Here is a 19569-nt window from a genome sequence, read left to right as displayed (position 1 = left end):
TATCAAATAGGTCGGTTGATTGGAGTGGAAGGTGCGAGATCCTCGAAAATGCTGTCGCATTTCCTTCGTGCGGTGTGAATCCTATGAAGCCTACTCAATGTCCTGCTTAGATGCGTAGGACAGTTGAGACTTACGCAGGAGCGGATGCTCCGAGGAGGCTCAAGCGGACTACCCCGTGGAAAGGGAGCACACGTACGCGGAAATCAACCTTTACCAAAATTGTGTGTAAAATAGCAACAATGTTTGCGAAAACAGCCTTTATAAAAAAGAAAAAAGCCCCATTCAGGGCTTGTACAATTTAAGAAGAAACTTTAATTATATTTGATAATGAGCGACGGTGAATTTCCTTTTCGATAAGGCGGATGAAATCGGGACTTAGTTTCAGCTTTCTTGCTTTGTAATAGGATTCAATTAACAATTCGTCTGATAGCTTGCGCATGTCCATTCACCTCCATTAGAGTATAGATTGCTATTCTGTTCTATTCATACAACATCGTTCATATAATATAGTTTTGATGTTGTATACTAACTCTAGCAAAAAAAGGTTGTTAGAACAACCGTTCTGTTATCCACAGCTTTAAGTGGATAACCTGTGGTTAAGTTGTTTATAAAATTTAGAAAAGTATATAAATAAGTTGAATTCATGTGCATAAAGTTATCCACAGTTTTGAAGATAAAGAATATTGTCGAAAAATTTTTCCATTAAAAAGGATATACTACTAAGAAATGTTGCTGTTGTCATTTAATTGTCTTGCTGCACAGAGAATAGTTAAGAAGAGATTTACATTGAAGGAGTATAAGGCGATTATTATAGGGGTAGCGCTCAAACTAAGGTGCTTCCGCTTTTCGATAGTCTAGCGGCAACGCATAGGGGGCTCGAGTCATAAGCCAATTGGTCCAGTAGGTTAAAGACCAACCTTCTAGCCGACTCGTCTTATGCTTGTCGCCCCTGAGCAATGCCATCCGCTTTTCGTATTGATAGAAAGCTTTATATTCGTTATGATTGGTTAGAAAAATGGGCAATTGACTATAATTTTGAAGGTAACTGAGGTGTAAATATAGTGTTAAAACAGTTTTTGCCGGATCAGCATGTAAAAAGCATTTTTGAAATAACCCCTGAAGTTTTAAAAGAAAAAGGCATTAAAGGGATCATTACGGATCTTGATAATACATTAGTTGAATGGGATCGCCCAAATGCAACACCAAGATTAATTAGCTGGTTTGAGGAAATGAAGCATAGCAATGTGAAGATTACAATTGTTTCAAATAATAATGAGGATCGTGTAAGGTCTTTTTCAGACCCGTTGCATATTCCATTTATTCCTGCAGCTAGGAAGCCTTTAGGACGAGCATTTAATCGTGCACTGAAGGAAATGGGGCTTGAAAAGGAAGAGACGGTTGTTATTGGCGATCAGTTATTAACGGACGTGCTCGGTGGGAATCGTAGTGGATTCAAGACGATTCTAGTTGTGCCTGTTGCACAAACAGACGGATTGATCACCCGTTTTAATCGAAAGATAGAACGACAAATATTAAACTGGTTCCGTAAAAAAGGAATGATCCAATGGGAGGATTAATTAGTGAGTGAACAATATTCGTGTATCGGATGCGGTGTGAAGATTCAAACAGAAGACCGGGAAGCAATCGGCTATGCACCGACATCTGCACTTGAAAAAGAAGATATTATTTGCCAGCGCTGCTTCCGCTTAAAGCATTATAATGAAGTACAGGATGTACATTTAACCGATGACGACTTTCTGAAAATATTAAATGAAATCGGGAAAATGGATGCATTAATCGTTAAAATTGTGGATATTTTTGATTTTAACGGCAGTTGGCTTCCAGGACTGCATCGATTTGTCGGAAACAATAAAATTTTGCTTGTTGGAAATAAAGTAGATTTGCTGCCGAAATCAGTAAAAACGAATAAACTTATCAATTGGATGAAGCAGGAAGCAAAAGAGCTCGGATTACGGCCAGAGGAAGTCTTTCTAGTAAGTGCAGCGAAAGGACAGTTAATCAAAGAAGTTGCTGCAGCGATCGATGAATATCGTGAAGGAAAAGACGTATATGTGGTCGGTTGTACAAATGTAGGGAAATCAACATTTATCAACCGCATTTTAAAAGAAGTGACAGGTGAAGGCGATGTGATTACGACATCTCATTTCCCAGGCACGACGTTAGATATTATTGAAATTCCATTATCTGATGGAAAAGCACTTGTAGATACACCTGGAATTATTAATCATCACCAGATGGCCCATTACGTTGATAAACGTGATTTAAAGGTGATTACGCCGAAGAAGGAAATTAAGCCAAAGGTATACCAGCTCAATGAAGGTCAAACGCTTTTCTTTGGCGGTCTTGCAAGGTTTGATTATGTGGCAGGTGGGCGCAGTTCTTTCATTTGTCATTTTTCAAATGAAATCAATATTCACCGGACGAAATTAGAAAAAGCAGATGAGTTATATAAAAATCATGCCGGCGAATTACTGACTCCACCGAGAATGGAAGATATGGAGACTTTCCCTGAATTAGTTAAGCATGAATTTACTATTAAAGAAGGGAAAACAGATATTGTATTCTCTGGTCTTGGCTGGATTACAATTACTGACCCAGGGGCTAAAGTGGCCGCTTATGTACCAAAAGGCGTTCATGCACTTGTTAGAAAATCATTAATCTAAAATTTATTAATTTGCAGAATGACGACTCATTACATTGGGGGACATGAGCATGAAGAAGTTATTTGCTGTAATAGGAGATCCAATCGCCCATTCGATATCACCTGCTATGCATAATAATTTATTTCAAACATATGAAATAGATGCACATTATCAGCCCCTGCAGGTGAAAAGAGAAAGCTTGAAGGAAGCTGTTATCGGTTTAAAAGCCATCGGAATAGCGGGATTTAATATTACTGTTCCGCATAAAGAGACGATCATCCCTCTTCTAGACAAACTTGACCCACTGGCTGAAGCGATTGGAGCAGTGAATACCGTTGTGAATGTAAATGGGGAGTTGGTTGGCTATAATACTGATGGAAGCGGCTATTTACAAGGTTTATTAACAGAGCTTCCAAAGTTAAAAGAAAAAAATATATTGATTATCGGAGCTGGCGGTGCAGCTAGGGCAATCTATTTTACATTGGCCGAATCTGGAGTACAGCGATTAGACATATGCAATCGAACGACGCAAAAGGCAGAAGCGCTCATTTATGATTGCCCGTTTTCTGTTCATTCAGATGCGATTGGAATAGAAGAAGCAGAGAAAAATCTGGCAGATTACCAGCTGCTCATCCAAACAACCCCTATAGGGATGAATCCAAATATTGAAAGGATTCCGCTTTCATTACATAATCTAAACACTGATGCATTTGTTAGTGATATAATATATAATCCGCTTGAAACGAAGATTTTGCGGGAAGCTAAAAATAAAGGCGCAAAAATCCAAAATGGATTAGATATGTTTGTTAATCAAGGAGCACTTGCTTTTGAAAAATGGACAGGTATTTTTCCAAATACTGAAAATATGAAAAATCTAGTTCATACACAACTGGGAGGAAAAACAAAATGTTAACTGGAAAACAGAAGCGTTTTTTACGCTCAATGGCTCATAACCTGAATCCGATTTTTCAAGTCGGCAAAGGTGGAGTAAACGAAAATATGATTAAGCAAATAAAGGATGCATTAGAGGCTCGTGAATTAATGAAAATTAGCATCCTGCAAAATTGTGATGAGGACAAACATACAGTTGCTGAACAATTAGCAAAAGGGGCAAGAGCAGAGCTTGTCCAAATCATCGGGAATATCATTGTCCTTTATAAGGAATCAAGAGAAAATAAAAAAATTAGCTTACCGAAGAACAACTAGCCAATAATAGGAGGCGTGCACCCTGGAAAGAATCGGTATTCTTGGAGGTACCTTTGATCCTCCGCATCTTGGTCATTTAATTATTGCGAATGAAGTACTGCATGCACATGAATTAGATGAAATTTGGTTTATGCCGAATCAAGAACCTCCACACAAAAAAAAGACGAATGTCGTAAAAGATGGGGATCGTGTAAATATGCTTACTTGCGCAATTGAAGGGCATCCTCACTTTAAAATCGAATCAATTGAGCTAGAAAGAAAAGGTCCATCCTATACGTATGAGACGATGAAAATCCTTAAGGAAAATCATCGGGATAAGCAATTTTACTTTATAATTGGTGCAGATATGATTGAATATTTGCCAAAGTGGAGAAATATTGCTGAATTAGTGGAGATTGTTCAATTTATTGGAGTGAAAAGACCTTTATACCGTACGGAAAGCCCTTATCCTATTCTATATTCAGATGTACCAGAAATGGCTATTTCCTCCAGTCTCATCCGGGATCGCATAAAGGAAAATAAAACGATACGATATCTAGTTCCAGATTCGGTTAGGCATTATATTAAGGAGAATCATCTATATGGATCGTAATCTGGCCTTATTAAAAGTAAAGGGGCAGTTGACAGAACATCGATATACACATACGATTGGTGTCATGGAAACGGCAATTGTGCTCGCAAACAGGTATGGTGCAGATGAAAAAAAGGCAGAACTTGCTGCTATTTTTCATGATTATGCAAAGTTTCGCCCGAAAGAGGAAATGAAACAGATCATTGTTGATGAAAGAATGGACGATAGACTTCTTCAGTTCAATAGTGAGCTTTGGCATGCGCCAGTAGGGGCTTTCCTTGTACAGAAGGAAGTGCAAATAAATGATGCAGAAATTTTAAATGCGATTCGATATCATACTTCTGGAAGAGTCGGCATGACATTATTGGAAAAAATCATTTATTTGGCTGACTATATTGAACCAGGCAGGCATTTTCCAGGAGTGGAAGAAGTGCGGGATCTGGCAGATAAAAGCTTAGAGCAAGCATTAATTAAATCTATACAGAATACCATTTTATTTTTATTAAAAAAGGATCAACTCGTATTTCCAGATACCGTTCATACGTATAATGATCTAATGATAAATCGGAGGATTGATTGAATGAGTGATAAAAATTTATTATTAACCGCTGTGAAGGCAGCAGATGATAAAAGAGCAGAAAATATTATTGCATTGAATATGAAGGGAATTTCATTAATAGCGGATTATTTCCTTATTTGTCACGGAAATTCTGACAAGCAGGTACAGGCCATCGCAAAGGAAATGAAAGAAAAAGCGCATGAACTAGGCTATGAAGTGAAACGAATGGAAGGCTTTGATGAAGCGCGCTGGATCCTTGTTGATCTAGGCGATGTTGTGGCACATATTTTCCATCGAGATGAAAGAAGCTATTATAATTTAGAGCGACTATGGGGAGATGCTCCAATTGAAAATATTCAGGAGCAGGCTTAATCAATGGCTTATGAGAAATTTGCCTATTTGTATGATGAATTAATGAGGGATGTCCCTTATGATAAATGGGTGGAGCTTGTTCAAAGAAAGGCTGAAAAATATGTAGTGCAAGGCAGCAAAATGCTAGATTTAGCCTGTGGGACAGGAAAACTATCTATAAAGCTTGCTGAAGTGGGCTTTGAAATGACGGGTGTCGATCTTTCAGATGATATGCTGATGGTAGCGCAATCAAAAGCAGCTGAAAAAGGATTGCCAATGCAATTTTATCAGCAAAATATGGCTGAGCTTGACGGGCTTGGCCAATATAACCTCATTGGTATTTTTTGTGACTCTTTAAATTATTTACAGACAGAAGCTGAGGTTAAAGAGACGTTTCTTCATGTATATGAGCACTTGGATGATAATGGCCTGTTTATTTTTGACGTCCATTCGATATATAAAATGATGCAAATTTTCATGAATCAAACATTTGCCATAAATGAAGAGGAGATTAGTTATATTTGGTACAGCTATCAAGGTGAGCATCCGAATAGTGTGGAGCATGATTTAAGTTTTTTTGTTCTTGACCAAAATACAGGGAAATATGATCGTTATGATGAACTTCATTTTCAGCGAACATTTCCTATTGATCAATATGAAAAATGGCTTCAACAGAGCGGTTTTGAAGTTCTTGAAGTAACAGCAGACTTTGAAGATGTGTCACCACAAACCCACTCAGAACGAATTTTCTTTATATGTCGAAAAGCATAAAAAATGTAGGGTTGATTTACACCCTACATTTTTTTTTGAATAAATGAAGAAAAAGGAAGGATTTTCTCCTTTTTTGTTGAATGATTATGCTTGAATAGGATAATATTTTTTTAACTGTACAAGATCTTCAGCGAATTTAGTGTGTGTAGCCTGAAATACCTGTTCAAATACATTCTCCAATTCGTTTTCAAGCACCTTAATCCCCTCACCAGTTATTCCACCTTTTACACAAACCTTTTCTTGCAATGTAGGCAAAGTATAATGACCTTGTTTTAATAATTCACCCATTCCAATTAACATCTCTTCAGCAAGAATAGTAGCTGTCTCCTGATCAATTTCAGTCTCCTTTACAGCGGCAAGGATAAATCGCTGTGTTAAATAGCTGAAAAACGCTGGCCCACAGCTAACAATGTCAGAAGCTACACGTGTAATATTGTCTTCGATTTCAACTGGCTTTGATATTCTTTCAAACAATCCGCGAATGATTCTTTTCCAGTCTTCTTGACAGCCCTCACCAAATGACAGCAATGATACACCAGTCAATGCCCTGTTTGTGATACTTGGAATCACTCTTGCAACAGAGCATGCTACAAGTGACTCTAATTGTTTCACGCTAATTGGACTTGTAATGGAAACAATACATTTCTCCTTTGTTAAGCAAGGTGCAATCTCACTTATCACCTTATGAACATCATGTGGCTTTACACAAACAAAGATGAGCGACGATCGGTCCGCAACATCTTTCCCGCTTTCACCTATATGAATATCGTTGTATTTATTCTTGATTGCCAATGCTTTTGATCGTGTACGGTTTGTAATCGACATGGAAGAAGGGGTAACAGACTTTCCATCAAGCAAAGCTTCTGCCAGGATTCTCCCCATATTACCTGTACCAATTATTCCAATATTCAATTGCTCATCCCCCCTTTGCAAGCAATCTTTCTCCTATACGATATGAGTTTCTAAGGTGGAATATGCTAAAAAATGTTTTTCGATTAGTACGTACAAGAAAGGAAGGTTCATATGATTGACTGGATAAAGACGTATAAGCTGTATGTAATAATTGGCATTGTGATTATTTTTGCAGCCATTTATTTTCTTTTTAAACCAGGAGAATTACAAGGTAATTTACTTGAGGAGGAAGATTGGTTTGTGGGAGAGGAAATCATTGAAACGAGTGAAAGCATAACTGAGGAAGTAGTAGAAACAGTCGTTATTGTTGATGTGAAAGGCGCAGTAAATCGCCCAGGCGTCTATGAGGCAGAGACGGATGAGCGGGTCATTGACATGATTAATAAGGCTGGAGGATTGAATGATTCGGCAGATGAGGCGAAAATTAATTTTGCAATAAGAGTAGAGGATGAGATGGTCATCTATGTGCCAGAAATAGGTGAATCGCTTGACGAAGGGGATGGTTTTATTCTAGCTTCTGGAGAATCTAGTCAAAAGGATGGAAAGGTAAATATAAATTCAGCAGATGAAGCAGAGCTTCAAACATTGCCTGGAATCGGCCCTTCAAAAGCAAAGGCAATTATCGATTTTCGTGATAAGAATGGCCCTTTTAAAGCAATTGAGGATTTAAAATTAATTAGTGGAATTGGTGATAAAAGCTATGAAAAATTACAGGAGTTTATAAAGGTCAAATAAAAGAATGGATTGACCGATTTTTATTATTGAGGAAGTTATATAATCGCTCATTGTGTATAAAATGTGAATCTTTTGTTTCACGTCCAGCTTCATTAGGAATACTTCGGCAGCATATGCATCGCACGAGTATAAGTGCTTTCCTTATAGGAGGAGCGCCTATCGCCTATCAAACTTCAGTACTGCTCCGCAACGATTGCGTCAACATCGGTTCGCTCACTCACCGTGTTTCCTTTATCGAGAGGGGCAGTCCTTCCAGTTTGTACGGCGATGATCAAGGCGCTTGCGCTTTTGTTAGTAGGAGCTTACACTTATTTAAAGAGATCTTGTCGAAAAAGGGGAGAAGGATGATGGAAAGAATTTCTTGGGATCAGTATTTTATTGCTCAAAGTCATTTACTTGCATTAAGGAGCACTTGCACGAGATTATCTGTTGGGGCAACGATTGTCAGAGATAAGAGGATTATTGCTGGCGGGTATAATGGCTCGATTGCTGGTGGAGAGCATTGCATAGATGATGGCTGTTATGTCATTGATAATCACTGTGTTAGAACCATCCACGCAGAAATGAATGCGATCCTTCAATGTGCGAAATTTGGAGTACCTACGAGTGGAGCTGATCTATATGTTACGCATTTCCCTTGCCTGCAATGCTGCAAAGCGATTATCCAGGCAGGAATTAAAACGGTCTATTATTCGAAGAACTATAAAAACCATCCATATGCAATTACCCTTTTTGAAATGGCAGGTGTAAAGGTCGAGCAAGTGGAAGGGGAGGAAATATCAATTAATTTCCATACAAGCACGCCTTAATATACTAGTCTGTAATAAGTGAGGATAGATTGTATGCTCACTTATTACATGATCAAAGGAGTAACGTCTGAAGTGAAGGGGAAATGGATTTATTTTACTTTTGCTGGATTAATCGGTATTTTAGCTGCTTTTAACTTTTTATTGGTCTTTTTGTTCTTTTTTGGTTTCTATCTTCTTTTTTTAGCAAAAGGGAAAGGCTTTTCGAAAAAATTCCTCACGATTAGCAGCTGTGTTTTTCTACTGTTTTTTCTTCGAACTGAGTTATTGGAAAAAGGCAATCAAACGAAACTATCAGAACAAGATACGCAATTTTATATTGAAATTTCAGATGAAATCAAAGTGGATGGGAATCGATTTTCAGCAATGGGAAGAGAGCTTTTGCATAAGGAAAAAATCGTTCTATCCTATCAAATAAAAACGGAAAAAGAAAAAGCATATCTTTCCGATAAATTAACAACCTCTCTTGCTTGTAAAGTGAAAGGGAAATTGTCAGAACCGAATACTTCCACGAATGTAAATGCGTTTAATTATCAACAATATTTAAAAGGCAAGCAAATTCATTGGATTCTCCAAATAGAGGAATTCACTCCTTTAAACTGCACCACTCAAAAGAAAACCCTCCTTTCTTTCTTCCGAACGCTAAGAGAAAACGGCATACAATATGTACAAACTCATTTTCCAGAGGAAATGGCTCCATTATCAACTGCTTTATTATTTGGTGAACGTGGATACATAGACAACGATGTATTGGCATCATATGAAAAACTAGGAATTGTCCATTTGCTAGCTATTTCAGGGCTACATGTTGGTTTATTAGCGGGGATGCTGTTTTTTGCGGGAATTCGTTTAGGAATCGCTAGAGAGACAATGACTTCTATATTATTATTGTTTCTACCTTGCTATGCTTTACTTACGGGTGCGGCCCCGTCTGTCATCCGTGCAGTCTTTATGATGGTTCTCTATTTAGCATTGCATAAGTGGTTAGTATGGTCATTGAGTAAAATTGATATTATCAGTATCGTTTTTATTGTCTATTCGTTATTCACTCCTTATGTTATTTTTGATGTCGGATTTCAGCTATCATTTAGTGTCAGCTTTGTGCTTATATTATCTGCGGCTTTTCTTTTACAAAGATTTACGAATCCAATCATTCTATTATTTTGTACATCCTTTATATGCCAATTAGCATCCATTCCGATCATGCTTTATTATTTTTATGAAGTATCCCTCCTTTCTATTTTTGCAAATGCGATATTTATTCCTTTATTTTCAATTGTCATATTACCCGCGATCATTCTTGTTTTTCTATTGCATCTATTATTCGGAACAAAGATTGCTTTTCTTATTCTCCCATTACATATACTTATTGTTTTGATGGATAAACTTGCTATTCAACTATCTTTGTTACCTTTTGCTATTTTTACTCTCGGTCGTCCTTCTGCGTGGGTTCTACTTCTTTATTTATGCTGTATTCCTTATTTTTTCGTACTATGGGAACGAGGAAAAGGCAAAAAGCATTTCTTGAAGATAATCATCCTCCCACTTAGCTTATTCCTCTTTCATGGATACGGAAACAATCTATCCCCATATGGAGAAATTACCTTTATTGATGTCGGTCAAGGTGACAGCATATTCATTCAAATGCCATTCGGAAAAGGGAATATTTTAATTGATGCGGGAGGCACCATTGATTTCGATACAGAGGAATGGAAGAAAAGACAGAAACAATATGAGGTTGGAAAGGATGTTGTCGTCCCATTTTTAAAGAGCAAAGGGGTAAGAGTCATCGATAAGCTCATTATCACACACGGTGACGCAGATCATATGGGCGGTGCCTTCGAAGTGATGGATCAATTAAAGGTAAAAGAACTAGTACTACCGAAACGTGCGTCTCTTTCTGAATTGGAAGTAGATTTGCTTCAATTAGCGAAAAGCAATCAAGTCCCATGGAAATTTACAATAGCAGGAGATAGATGGAAGACAGGTGATTCGGTCTTTCATGTACTCGCCCCGTTAGCTGGAATGGAGGAAAGTGAAAGAAATGATGGCTCGATTGTTCTATTAACAAAAATAGGCGGAGCAAGCTGGCTTTTCACAGGTGATCTGGAGAAAGAGGGAGAAGAGCGTTTGTTAACACAGTATAAAAACCTCAAAACTCATGTGCTTAAAGCCGGCCATCATGGCAGCAAAACATCAACAACTCCAGCATTTCTTAATCGAATTGAACCAAAGGTGGCCATCATTTCAGCTGGAAGAAATAATCGATACGGCCACCCAAATCAGGAAGTGATCGACGAGCTGACTGAACGAAGGATCAAAATTCTACGGACAGATTTACATGGTGCGATTACCTATTTTTTTAAAGGGGATAGTGGAACCTTTTCTACCCAGCTCCCATAGGATATAGTAAATCACTTACGAGTCTAGAGGAATTCTTCAATAATTAGAAAAGGCTCTTTTCTAAAAGATTGTTGTTTTTAAATCAAATGTAGAATGAATGGTTTACCAAATAGGTCGGTTGATTGGAGCAACCTGCAGCGGAAATCAACCTTTACCAATTATGTGTAATATAGCAATAATGTTTACGATAACAGCCTTAGAAAAAGAGGCTGCAAAAATGCAGCCTCCTTGTAACTTTCTTCTTATGTAGTCATTAAGATCCGATAATTTTAATGACTGTTCCTATAATAAATACAGTTGCGAAGAAACCGAATGATACGATGAATCCAATTCCAGAGTCAATGGCATCATTCTGTTTATATTGGACGTCCTTTTCAAATTCGTTCACAGTCTTCCCCTCCTATTTCCTATATAGTATAAGGCATTGAAATAAAAAAATCTAGCGTTCCTCTAGTGCTTTTCACTTTGTGACAATAGTTGTCACAAATAAGTTAAAGATGTGAGGAAAGAATAAAAGTAACTTGGTGCACCGTCGTCATATAAGTTTCCTAGGCCTTATGTGACGACGTTCTATATAGATGGGGAATTGACAGGATTTTGTCAATTCCTTTTAGTGTTTTGTAGTGAAAATCATGTCCTTCGCTTTTTTCCATTTCTAGCGACTAAAAAATGCCTTTCTTACTTGTCAAACTGTCTGCGCTTCTTTAGGATTAAGTTGGATACTTTATTGTGATCGGAGCGAAAGAAAGTGATGTTTGATTTATGGAAACAAATAAAAGCCGGCAAATTTCAATCATTATATTTATTATACGGACCAGAGTCATTTCTTATTAATGAAACAAAGCAAATGTTAATTCATCATGTATTAAATGAAGAGGAAATAGACTTTAACCTATCCTCGTATGATTTAGAGGAAACACCTATTGATGTAGCACTTGAAGATGCAGAGACACTCCCATTTATGGGGGAGAGAAGATTAATTATTTTACAAAATCCTGTATTTCTAACTGCTGCGAAAACAAAGGAAAAAGTGGAACATAATGTAGCGAAACTAGAGGCATATATAAAAGAACCGTCCCCATATGCCACTCTTGTTTTTACAGCTCCATATGAAAAATTAGATGAGCGGAAAAAAATAACGAAAGAATTGAAACGAAACGCAGCGGTCCTTGAGGCAAAAAAACTAAATGAAGCGGAACTTAAGGGATGGATTAAAGAGCGTGCTGCATATAATAAAGTAGAAATAACTGAGTCGGCCATTGATTTATTGCTTACACTTGCTGGCACAAATTTATTTACGCTTACTAGTGAGCTAGACAAGCTAGCCCTTTATGTTGGTCAAGGGGAGAGACTGGATGAGAAAACGGTTGATATGCTTGTTGCTCGGTCATTAGAGCAAAATATTTTCTCGTTGATTGATAAAATTGTTCAAAGGCAAATTGAAGAAGCTTTAAGAATCTATTATGATTTGCTTAAGCAAAACGAAGAACCGATTAAAATTCTATCCATTATTACGGGACAATTCAGGCTTATTTATCAGGTGAAGGAGCTTGCAAGAAGAGGATATGGGCAGCAGCAAATTGCAGGACATTTGAAAGTCCATCCATTTCGAATCAAGCTTGCCGCAGGACAGGCGAGACAATTTTCAGATGAGGAGCTTGCTAATATTATGAAACAATTGGCTAATGCCGATTATCAAATGAAAACAGGCGGCATGAATAAAGTATTGCTTGTTGAATTGTTTTTATTCCGCTTAAGTGATCATACATATAAAAAATAGGCTGCCAATGATGGCAGCCTTTTCTTAATTAGAGAATGCAACTACTATGTTCTGAATAAAAATAAAAGGCTATCAAAAAAGATAGCCGTTATTCTTTAAACTTAAGCATTTAAAGAGTTCATTTTTTTCATTAAGCGAGATTTTTTACGAGCAGCAGCATTTTTGTGGATAAGACCCTTTGCAGCAGCTTTATCTAATTGACGAGCAGCGTCAGCAAAAGTTTCATTTGCAGCAGCAGCATCAGTAGAAACGATTGCAGCTTCTACTTTTTTAACAGCTGTACGCATTGAAGACTTTACAGTTGTGTTATGTGCATTACGAGCTTCGTTCGTTTTAACACGCTTGATAGCAGATTTAATGTTTGGCATTCCATTCACCTCCTACAAAAAGCATCGAGATATTTATACTCGACTTTCACATCATCATTCATTAACAAACAAATATTAAGAACAAGTGATATTTTATCAAACCATCAAGCCTTTTGCAATACTCTGTTCCTAAATAGATGATATGAACTTCTACGAACATGAATGTTTTACCAGCCAAAAGGCAAAGATAGGAGAAAGACTATCAGCGTCCTAACAAATGAATGATTTGCGATAAATATAGGAAGATTGCGAGGGGAATGACATGGAAGAATTAGATTTAAGTAAATTTGAGGTTAGAACCGATCTTGCCATCGAGGCAAGGGAAATGGTAATAGCTGATCGAGAGCAGCAACATATTCACAAAGAAGAAAATGTTTCACAAATTGAAGGCGTAATTATTAAAGAAAAGGAAGAAGAAGATATAAAGATATCCTTTGTCGAAGTAACGAAGGAAGGGGCAACTGCCTTAGGAAAAAAAGAAGGAAGATATTTAACACTTGAAGCAGTAGGCATTAGACAGCAAGATACAGAAATGCAAAAAAAGGTAGCGGATATATTTGCTACTGAGTTTTCGCAATTTCTAAAACAAATCGGCATTGCTGAGGATGCTTCATGCCTTGTAGTTGGTTTAGGAAACTGGAATGTCACACCAGATGCATTAGGCCCACAGGTTTGTGAAAATCTGCTAGTGACACGTCATCTCTATCAATTACAGCCAGAAAGTGTTGACGATGGATACCGTCCAGTAAGTGCGCTTGCGCCAGGCGTTATGGGGCTTACAGGCATTGAAACGAGTGATATTATTTTTGGTATTGTCGAAAAAACAAAACCGGATTTTGTGATTGCGATTGATGCGTTAGCCGCAAGATCGATTGAAAGAGTTAATTCAACGATTCAAATTTCTGATACAGGCATCCACCCAGGCTCTGGAGTTGGGAATAAGAGGAAGGAAATAAGCAAAGAGTCATTAGGCATTCCTGTTGTAGCGATAGGTGTACCTACAGTTGTAGATGCTGTTTCGATTACAAGTGATACGATTGATTTTATCTTAAAGCACTTTGGAAAAGAGCTTAAAGAAGGGGACAGACCATCAAGAGCATTGGCCCCAGCTGGGATGACCTTTGGCAAAAGAAAAAAACTAACAGAGGAAGATTTGCCAGAGGAACAGCATCGAAAAACATTTCTTGGTATGATCGGTACACTGCCTGAGGAAGAAAAGCGGAAACTAATCTATGAAGTGTTATCACCAATCGGTCATAATCTAATGGTTACACCAAAAGAAGTAGATGTTTTCATCGAGGATATGGCCAACCTAATTGCAAATGGCTTAAATGCCGCATTGCATAGCAACGTGAGAAAAGAAAATGCTGGATTTTATACACGCTAACAGAGCATAAATCGGCCACTTGGTTAAAAGGATTTGCAAGAATAGGACAGACCAAATAATTTTTTTATGTTCTATCTTCTCTAGCAAAGTCATATGAATTACTAGACTTGCTTAAAAGAGAGGTGGAACAATGAAACCTTCAAAGACAAATCGATCTTTTGTTTTTGTACAAGGGACGAGCCTGTTGAAAATCTGTGGAGGCTTTCTTTTATTTTTGCTTTTAATATTTACAATTAGCGGCGTTTTAACATCATTGAAGCCAGAATTTAGATTTAGCTCTACTTCGGTAAATACAGCAACAAATAAAGTGACAGGAGAAATGCTCTATCATTTTCTTGGCTGGGAAAATCATCATTTACTCCAAGGGTTAGGAGAACATGCAGAAAAGCCAACATTGATGAATATCGTGTTTAAACTATCGACTAATATTAATCTTGATGACCCGAGAAGCTTATTAGGAAGAGAGTTGCCATCTTTTTCGCTGTATGATAGTAAGATTGTTGTTGCTAGCGAAGGAACGGACTATACGAATATGCCAATGGAGTCCTCTCCGCCATTAGAAGTGCTTAGGGCTGAGCAAGAAGCGACCTTGCAGAATACGGAAACGATTGATCAACCGGGAGGAGAAGAAAAAGTTCCCGAAAATGGGTTGACGACAGAAGGACGTAAAGTAGTTCATCTCTATTTTTCACATACGACAGAATCGTATTTGCCTTATTTAGAAGGTGTGACTAACCCAAACCATGCATATCACTCTCAATTAAATGTTACAAAAGTAGGAGAAAAGCTAAAGGAAGAGCTTGAAAGCAGAGGGATCGGTACATCGATTGATAAAACCGATATTAATGCGATTTTAAATCAAAAGAAATTAAAGCATAATGCATCCTATCGGGAATCAAGACCGATTGTTCAAGCAGCAATGGCTGGAAACAAAGATATACAGTATATCATTGATATTCATCGAGACGCCCAGAGAAAAGAACATACGACACTCACGATTAATGGGAAGGACTATGCGAAGTTAGCCTTTGTTGTTGGGGTGGATCATCCAAATTATGAGAAAAATCTAAAGCTAGCAACAGAGATGCATAACTTAATAAATGAAAAATACCCAGGGTTAAGCAGAGCTGTCATCCAAAGTGGAGGACAAGGAACAAACGGAAAGTTCAATCAGGATCTTTCAGAAAAAGCAATGCTCGTTGAATTCGGTGGTGTAGATAATACGTTTGAAGAACTGTATCTCTCTGCAGGTGCACTTGCAGATGTATTCAGTGAATTCTATTGGCAGGCGGAAAAAGTCAGTCAACCTGTCCAGGATCCGGCAGATAAAAAATAAAATCATAAGGTGATTTGTTATGAAATGGTTTATGGTGAAAGGGATTTTCCTTATCTCATTGATGTTTTTGGCAGTGTTATTTGGTATGCAGCTGGCAAATGAAGGAATTCATAATATGAAAGGCTATGATGATGTGAATTTCAAGGATGCCTTTACTGTAAATGAAAATGAAAGTGGAAACCTACAGGCATCTATACTAGGAAATGATATTTCCAGCCATGACTTGCAGCAAAAAAAGGAGAAGCTTGAGGAAATGAAAGCATATAATTTTTTTTCATCCTTAGGCAAGTCACTGTCAGAAGGCATTTCAGAGGCAACGGAAAAAGCGATTAGCCATATAACTGATCGAATAAATGGAGAGTGAGCGGCTGTTTAAGCAGTCGCTTTTCTATTCTCATTACACAAATCACAATAACCGCCTTTGAACTTTCTCCTGTAGTTAGCATTGAATCTTCATAAACGTACTGCTATAATCAAAAAATAGTGCATGTTCGATTAAATAGAAAGAATAGCCTTTTTGAAGTTAGACGGAGGTCTAGCTCTAGGTGATCGATGTAGAACCTAGTGCTTTTCTTAGTAGGAGTGAAATGAAAAACAATGAACAGTGAAGAGAGATTAACGAGACAAGAAAAAATACGGAATTTTTCCATCATTGCACATATCGATCATGGAAAATCAACATTAGCTGACCGTATTCTTGAAAAAACGAATGCATTAGCATCACGTGAAATGAAAGCTCAGCTACTAGATTCCATGGATTTAGAAAGAGAACGCGGAATTACGATAAAGTTAAATTCTGTACAATTAAAATACAAAGCCAAAGATGGGGAAACATATATTTTCCATCTTATCGATACTCCAGGGCATGTCGACTTTACATATGAAGTATCTCGTAGCTTAGCAGCCTGTGAAGGAGCAATCCTTGTCGTTGATGCGGCACAGGGAATTGAAGCACAGACATTAGCGAATGTTTACTTGGCACTTGATAATGATTTAGAAATTTTGCCGATTATTAATAAAATTGATCTACCAAGTGCAGATCCTGAACGAGTTAGAAATGAAATTGAAGAAGTGATCGGGCTGGATGCTTCTGAAGCTGTCCTTGCTTCAGCGAAGGCAGGAATTGGAATAGAGGAAATATTGGAGCAAGTAGTTGAAAAAGTACCAGCTCCAACGGGTGATCCGGATGCACCATTGAAAGCACTAATTTTTGATTCTTTATTTGATGCTTATCGAGGGGTCGTTGCTTATATTCGGGTAGTAGATGGTACCGTTAAGGCTGGGGATAAAATTAAAATGATGGCAACAGGCAAGGAGTTTGAAGTTGTTGAAGTTGGTGTGTTTTCACCAAAAGCACAAGTTCAAGACGAATTGACGGTTGGTGATGTAGGCTTCTTAACGGCCTCTATTAAAAATGTTGGGGATACCCGAGTCGGAGATACAATTACAAGTGCGAAAAATGGGGCTACAGAAGCTTTGCCTGGTTATCGGAAATTAAATCCGATGGTTTATTGCGGACTGTATCCGATTGATAGTGCGAAATTTAATGACTTACGTGAAGCCCTTGAAAAGCTGGAATTAAATGACTCAGCCTTGCAGTTTGAGCCAGAAACGTCTCAAGCTTTAGGCTTTGGCTTTCGCTGTGGATTCCTCGGATTGCTTCATATGGAAATTATTCAAGAGCGGATCGAACGTGAATTCAAAATCGATTTAATTACGACAGCTCCAAGTGTTATTTATGATGTTATTTTGACTGATGGCTCTAGATTGAAGGTCGACAATCCTTCGAACATGCCAGAGCCGCAAAAGATTGACCGGGTAGAAGAGCCATATGTAAAAGCAACAATGATGGCTCCGAATGACTATGTCGGTGCAATTATGGAACTTTGTCAGGCAAAACGAGGCATCTTTATTGATATGCAATATATGGATGAAACACGTGTAAATATTACCTATGAAATTCCATTGTCTGAAATTGTCTATGATTTCTTTGACCAGCTGAAATCAAATACAAAAGGATACGCATCTTTTGATTATGAGTTAATTGGTTATAAGCCATCCAGGCTTGTGAAGATGGATATTCTCTTAAATGCTGAAAAAGTGGATGCGTTAAGCTTTATTGTGCATAAGGACTTCTCCTACGAGCGAGGGAAAATTATTGTTGATAAATTAAAAGGGCTCATCCCACGTCAGCAATTCGAGGTTCCGATTCAAGCAGCAATCGGTCAAAAAATTGTTGCGCGTTCAACGATCAAATCGATGGGGAAAAACGTACTTGCTAAATGTTATGGCGGTGACATTTCACGTAAAAGAAAGCTCTTAGAAAAGCAAAAAGAAGGAAAAAAACGAATGAAGCAAGTTGGGTCTGTTGAGGTGCCACAGGAAGCATTTATGGCTGTCTTAAAGATGGATGACAACGGTCCTAAGAAATAAATCATAATGCTTAGTAAAGGGAGGTTGGACATGCTTTTTAATAAAAGCAGCTCTAGCCTCTTTTTAATTGATTAGGTTGGTCAATACGCTTAATTTTCTTCACACAATCGATCAGCGATTAATAATTTTTAGTTAAAGGTAGTGAAAATGAATGAAAGCAGCATATATTCACATCCCATTTTGTGAGCATATTTGCCATTATTGTGATTTCAATAAAGTCTTTTTAAAAGGACAGCCAGTTGATGCCTATTTGGATTCACTAGCGAAGGAAATGGAAATGACAATGACAATGAAACAAACACCGACCAATTATTTGGAAACAATTTTCATTGGCGGAGGTACACCGACAGCATTGAATGAAAGCCAGCTTGAGAAGCTATGTCAAATGATTAAGGATCATCTTCCGTACAATAATAAGACGGAATTTACTTTTGAGGCGAATCCTGGGGATCTTTCAGCAGAAAAGCTGCGAATCCTATTTCAAGCAGGTGTGAATAGAATTAGTTTTGGGGTTCAGACTTTTAATGAAGAGTTATTGAAAAGAATTGGTAGAGTGCATCGTGCAAAAGATGTCTATCAATCGATTGATTTAGCAAAAAATACAGGATTTGAAAATATAAGCATCGACCTTATGTATAGCTTGCCTGGGCAAACATTAGCAGATTTTAAAGAAACACTGCATACTTCCTTTAGCTTAGATATCAAGCATTATTCAGGCTATTCTCTAATTATCGAGCCGAAGACGATCTTCTATAACTTAATGCAAAAAGGAAAGCTCCCTTCACCAGGTGAAGATGTTGAGGCAGAAATGTATGATACTTTAATGGAAGAAATGGATAAGCATGGGTTTAAGCAATATGAAATTAGTAACTTTTCGAAGCCGGGCTATGAAAGTCAGCATAATTTAACCTATTGGAATAATGAATGGTATTACGGCTTTGGAGCGGGTGCTCATGGATATGTCAATGGCTATCGAATGGCTAACCATGGCCCATTGAAGAAATACATGGATGCGATAAAGATGGAGCAATTGCCTGTTTTAGAGAAACATCAGGTCTCACGTAAGGAGCAAATAGAAGAAGAGATGTTTTTGGGGCTCCGTAAAACAGCAGGTGTGAATATGATGCATTTTCAGAATAAGTATGAGGAAGACTTGATGGATTTATTTAAAGACGAGATCCATGACCTTAGCAATCGGGAGTTAATTGTGATTGCAAATGATCACATCCAATTAACAAAAAAAGGGCGTTTTCTCGGAAATGAAGTTTTTCAATCTTTTCTGCGATGA

Annotated in this window: 21 protein-coding genes; 17 read left to right on the top strand and 4 right to left on the bottom strand. The window is 37.7% G+C overall.

Annotation, left to right across the window (positions count from 1 at the left end; genetic code table 11):
• Positions 1 to 298: 298 nt before the first annotated feature.
• A complete protein-coding gene (locus tag J2Z40_RS11185; RefSeq protein ID WP_066396134.1) occupies positions 299 to 439 on the bottom strand; it encodes a sporulation histidine kinase inhibitor Sda in 141 nt (46 codons plus the stop codon).
• A 622-nt stretch (positions 440 to 1061) separates the two neighbouring features.
• On the opposite strand from J2Z40_RS11185, the gene J2Z40_RS11180 reads away from it, so the two are divergent.
• From J2Z40_RS11180 to J2Z40_RS11145, 8 genes are read left to right on the top strand one after another with little or no spacing between them, the layout of a single operon-like run.
• Positions 1062 to 1577: a YqeG family HAD IIIA-type phosphatase gene (locus J2Z40_RS11180; RefSeq protein WP_066396133.1), complete on the top strand. Its 516-nt coding sequence runs from the start codon at positions 1062 to 1064 to the stop codon at positions 1575 to 1577.
• A gap of 3 nt (positions 1578 to 1580) precedes the next feature.
• On the top strand, positions 1581 to 2684 hold the full coding sequence (yqeH, locus tag J2Z40_RS11175) for a ribosome biogenesis GTPase YqeH (RefSeq protein ID WP_066396131.1): 1104 nt from the start codon (positions 1581 to 1583) through the stop codon (positions 2682 to 2684).
• Between the two features lie 49 nt (positions 2685 to 2733).
• Positions 2734 to 3576 (top strand): shikimate dehydrogenase, encoded by an 843-nt coding sequence (aroE, locus tag J2Z40_RS11170; protein WP_066396130.1) that lies wholly within the window; start codon positions 2734 to 2736, stop codon positions 3574 to 3576.
• On the top strand, positions 3570 to 3869 hold the full coding sequence (gene yhbY / locus J2Z40_RS11165) for a ribosome assembly RNA-binding protein YhbY (RefSeq protein WP_066396129.1): 300 nt from the start codon (positions 3570 to 3572) through the stop codon (positions 3867 to 3869). The genes aroE and yhbY overlap by 7 nt, the downstream gene beginning before the upstream one ends.
• A 22-nt stretch (positions 3870 to 3891) precedes the next feature.
• Complete coding sequence (locus tag J2Z40_RS11160) at positions 3892 to 4461, top strand: nicotinate-nucleotide adenylyltransferase (RefSeq protein WP_066396128.1); 570 nt, start codon at positions 3892 to 3894, stop codon at positions 4459 to 4461.
• Positions 4451 to 5020 (top strand): bis(5'-nucleosyl)-tetraphosphatase (symmetrical) YqeK, encoded by a 570-nt coding sequence (gene yqeK / locus J2Z40_RS11155; RefSeq protein ID WP_066396126.1) that lies wholly within the window; start codon positions 4451 to 4453, stop codon positions 5018 to 5020. Before J2Z40_RS11160 ends, yqeK begins: the two co-directional genes overlap by 11 nt.
• The gene (rsfS, locus tag J2Z40_RS11150) at positions 5021 to 5371 is read left to right on the top strand and encodes a ribosome silencing factor (RefSeq protein ID WP_066396120.1); all 351 of its coding nucleotides are present in this window, start codon (positions 5021 to 5023) and stop codon (positions 5369 to 5371) included.
• Positions 5372 to 5374: 3 nt separating this feature from the next.
• Complete coding sequence (locus J2Z40_RS11145) at positions 5375 to 6121, top strand: class I SAM-dependent DNA methyltransferase (protein ID WP_066396118.1); 747 nt, start codon at positions 5375 to 5377, stop codon at positions 6119 to 6121.
• 84 nt (positions 6122 to 6205) lie between these two features.
• On the opposite strand, the gene comER is transcribed toward J2Z40_RS11145, so the two are convergent.
• Positions 6206 to 7033, bottom strand: a complete 828-nt coding sequence (gene comER / locus J2Z40_RS11140) for a late competence protein ComER (RefSeq protein ID WP_066399428.1) — start codon at positions 7031 to 7033, stop codon at positions 6206 to 6208.
• A gap of 111 nt (positions 7034 to 7144) precedes the next feature.
• On the opposite strand from comER, the gene J2Z40_RS11135 reads away from it, so the two are divergent.
• From J2Z40_RS11135 to J2Z40_RS11125, 3 genes are all read left to right on the top strand, one after another.
• Positions 7145 to 7768, top strand: a complete 624-nt coding sequence (locus tag J2Z40_RS11135) for a helix-hairpin-helix domain-containing protein (protein ID WP_066396115.1) — start codon at positions 7145 to 7147, stop codon at positions 7766 to 7768.
• A 347-nt stretch (positions 7769 to 8115) separates the two neighbouring features.
• Positions 8116 to 8577: a ComE operon protein 2 gene (locus J2Z40_RS11130; protein WP_066396111.1), complete on the top strand. Its 462-nt coding sequence runs from the start codon at positions 8116 to 8118 to the stop codon at positions 8575 to 8577.
• A 72-nt stretch (positions 8578 to 8649) separates the two neighbouring features.
• A complete protein-coding gene (locus J2Z40_RS11125; RefSeq protein WP_066399425.1) occupies positions 8650 to 10977 on the top strand; it encodes a DNA internalization-related competence protein ComEC/Rec2 in 2328 nt (775 codons plus the stop codon).
• Between the two features lie 253 nt (positions 10978 to 11230).
• Here J2Z40_RS11125 and J2Z40_RS11120 read toward each other — a convergent pair whose 3' ends face one another.
• Positions 11231 to 11365, bottom strand: coding sequence for a YqzM family protein (locus J2Z40_RS11120; RefSeq protein ID WP_066396109.1), 135 nt, complete (start codon positions 11363 to 11365; stop codon positions 11231 to 11233).
• A gap of 363 nt (positions 11366 to 11728) precedes the next feature.
• Between J2Z40_RS11120 and holA the strand changes: the two genes are divergently transcribed.
• Positions 11729 to 12757 (top strand): DNA polymerase III subunit delta, encoded by a 1029-nt coding sequence (gene holA, locus J2Z40_RS11115; RefSeq protein ID WP_245350065.1) that lies wholly within the window; start codon positions 11729 to 11731, stop codon positions 12755 to 12757.
• A 101-nt stretch (positions 12758 to 12858) separates the two neighbouring features.
• Here the strand turns inward: holA and rpsT are convergent, their stop codons facing one another.
• Positions 12859 to 13125: a 30S ribosomal protein S20 gene (rpsT, locus tag J2Z40_RS11110; protein WP_066396104.1), complete on the bottom strand. Its 267-nt coding sequence runs from the start codon at positions 13123 to 13125 to the stop codon at positions 12859 to 12861.
• A gap of 262 nt (positions 13126 to 13387) precedes the next feature.
• On the opposite strand from rpsT, the gene gpr reads away from it, so the two are divergent.
• The 5 genes from gpr (at position 13388) to hemW (ending at position 19569) form a co-directional block, all read left to right on the top strand.
• A complete protein-coding gene (gpr, locus tag J2Z40_RS11105; protein WP_066396101.1) occupies positions 13388 to 14512 on the top strand; it encodes a GPR endopeptidase in 1125 nt (374 codons plus the stop codon).
• A gap of 130 nt (positions 14513 to 14642) precedes the next feature.
• Positions 14643 to 15848, top strand: a complete 1206-nt coding sequence (gene spoIIP / locus J2Z40_RS11100) for a stage II sporulation protein P (RefSeq protein ID WP_066396098.1) — start codon at positions 14643 to 14645, stop codon at positions 15846 to 15848.
• 19 nt (positions 15849 to 15867) lie between these two features.
• Positions 15868 to 16212, top strand: coding sequence for a YqxA family protein (locus tag J2Z40_RS11095; RefSeq protein ID WP_066396095.1), 345 nt, complete (start codon positions 15868 to 15870; stop codon positions 16210 to 16212).
• Between the two features lie 233 nt (positions 16213 to 16445).
• Positions 16446 to 18281 carry a translation elongation factor 4 gene (gene lepA / locus J2Z40_RS11090; RefSeq protein WP_066396092.1) on the top strand — a complete coding sequence of 612 codons (1836 nt, stop codon included), beginning with the start codon at positions 16446 to 16448 and terminating at the stop codon, positions 18279 to 18281.
• Positions 18282 to 18432: 151 nt separating this feature from the next.
• A complete protein-coding gene (gene hemW, locus J2Z40_RS11085) occupies positions 18433 to 19569 on the top strand; it encodes a radical SAM family heme chaperone HemW (RefSeq protein WP_066396089.1) in 1137 nt (378 codons plus the stop codon).

The sequence above is a fragment of the Cytobacillus eiseniae genome, from assembly GCF_017874625.1.
GTDB classification, from domain to species: domain Bacteria; phylum Bacillota; class Bacilli; order Bacillales; family Cytobacillaceae; genus Cytobacillus; species Cytobacillus eiseniae.
This window is presented reverse-complemented; position numbering and strand designations above follow the sequence as displayed.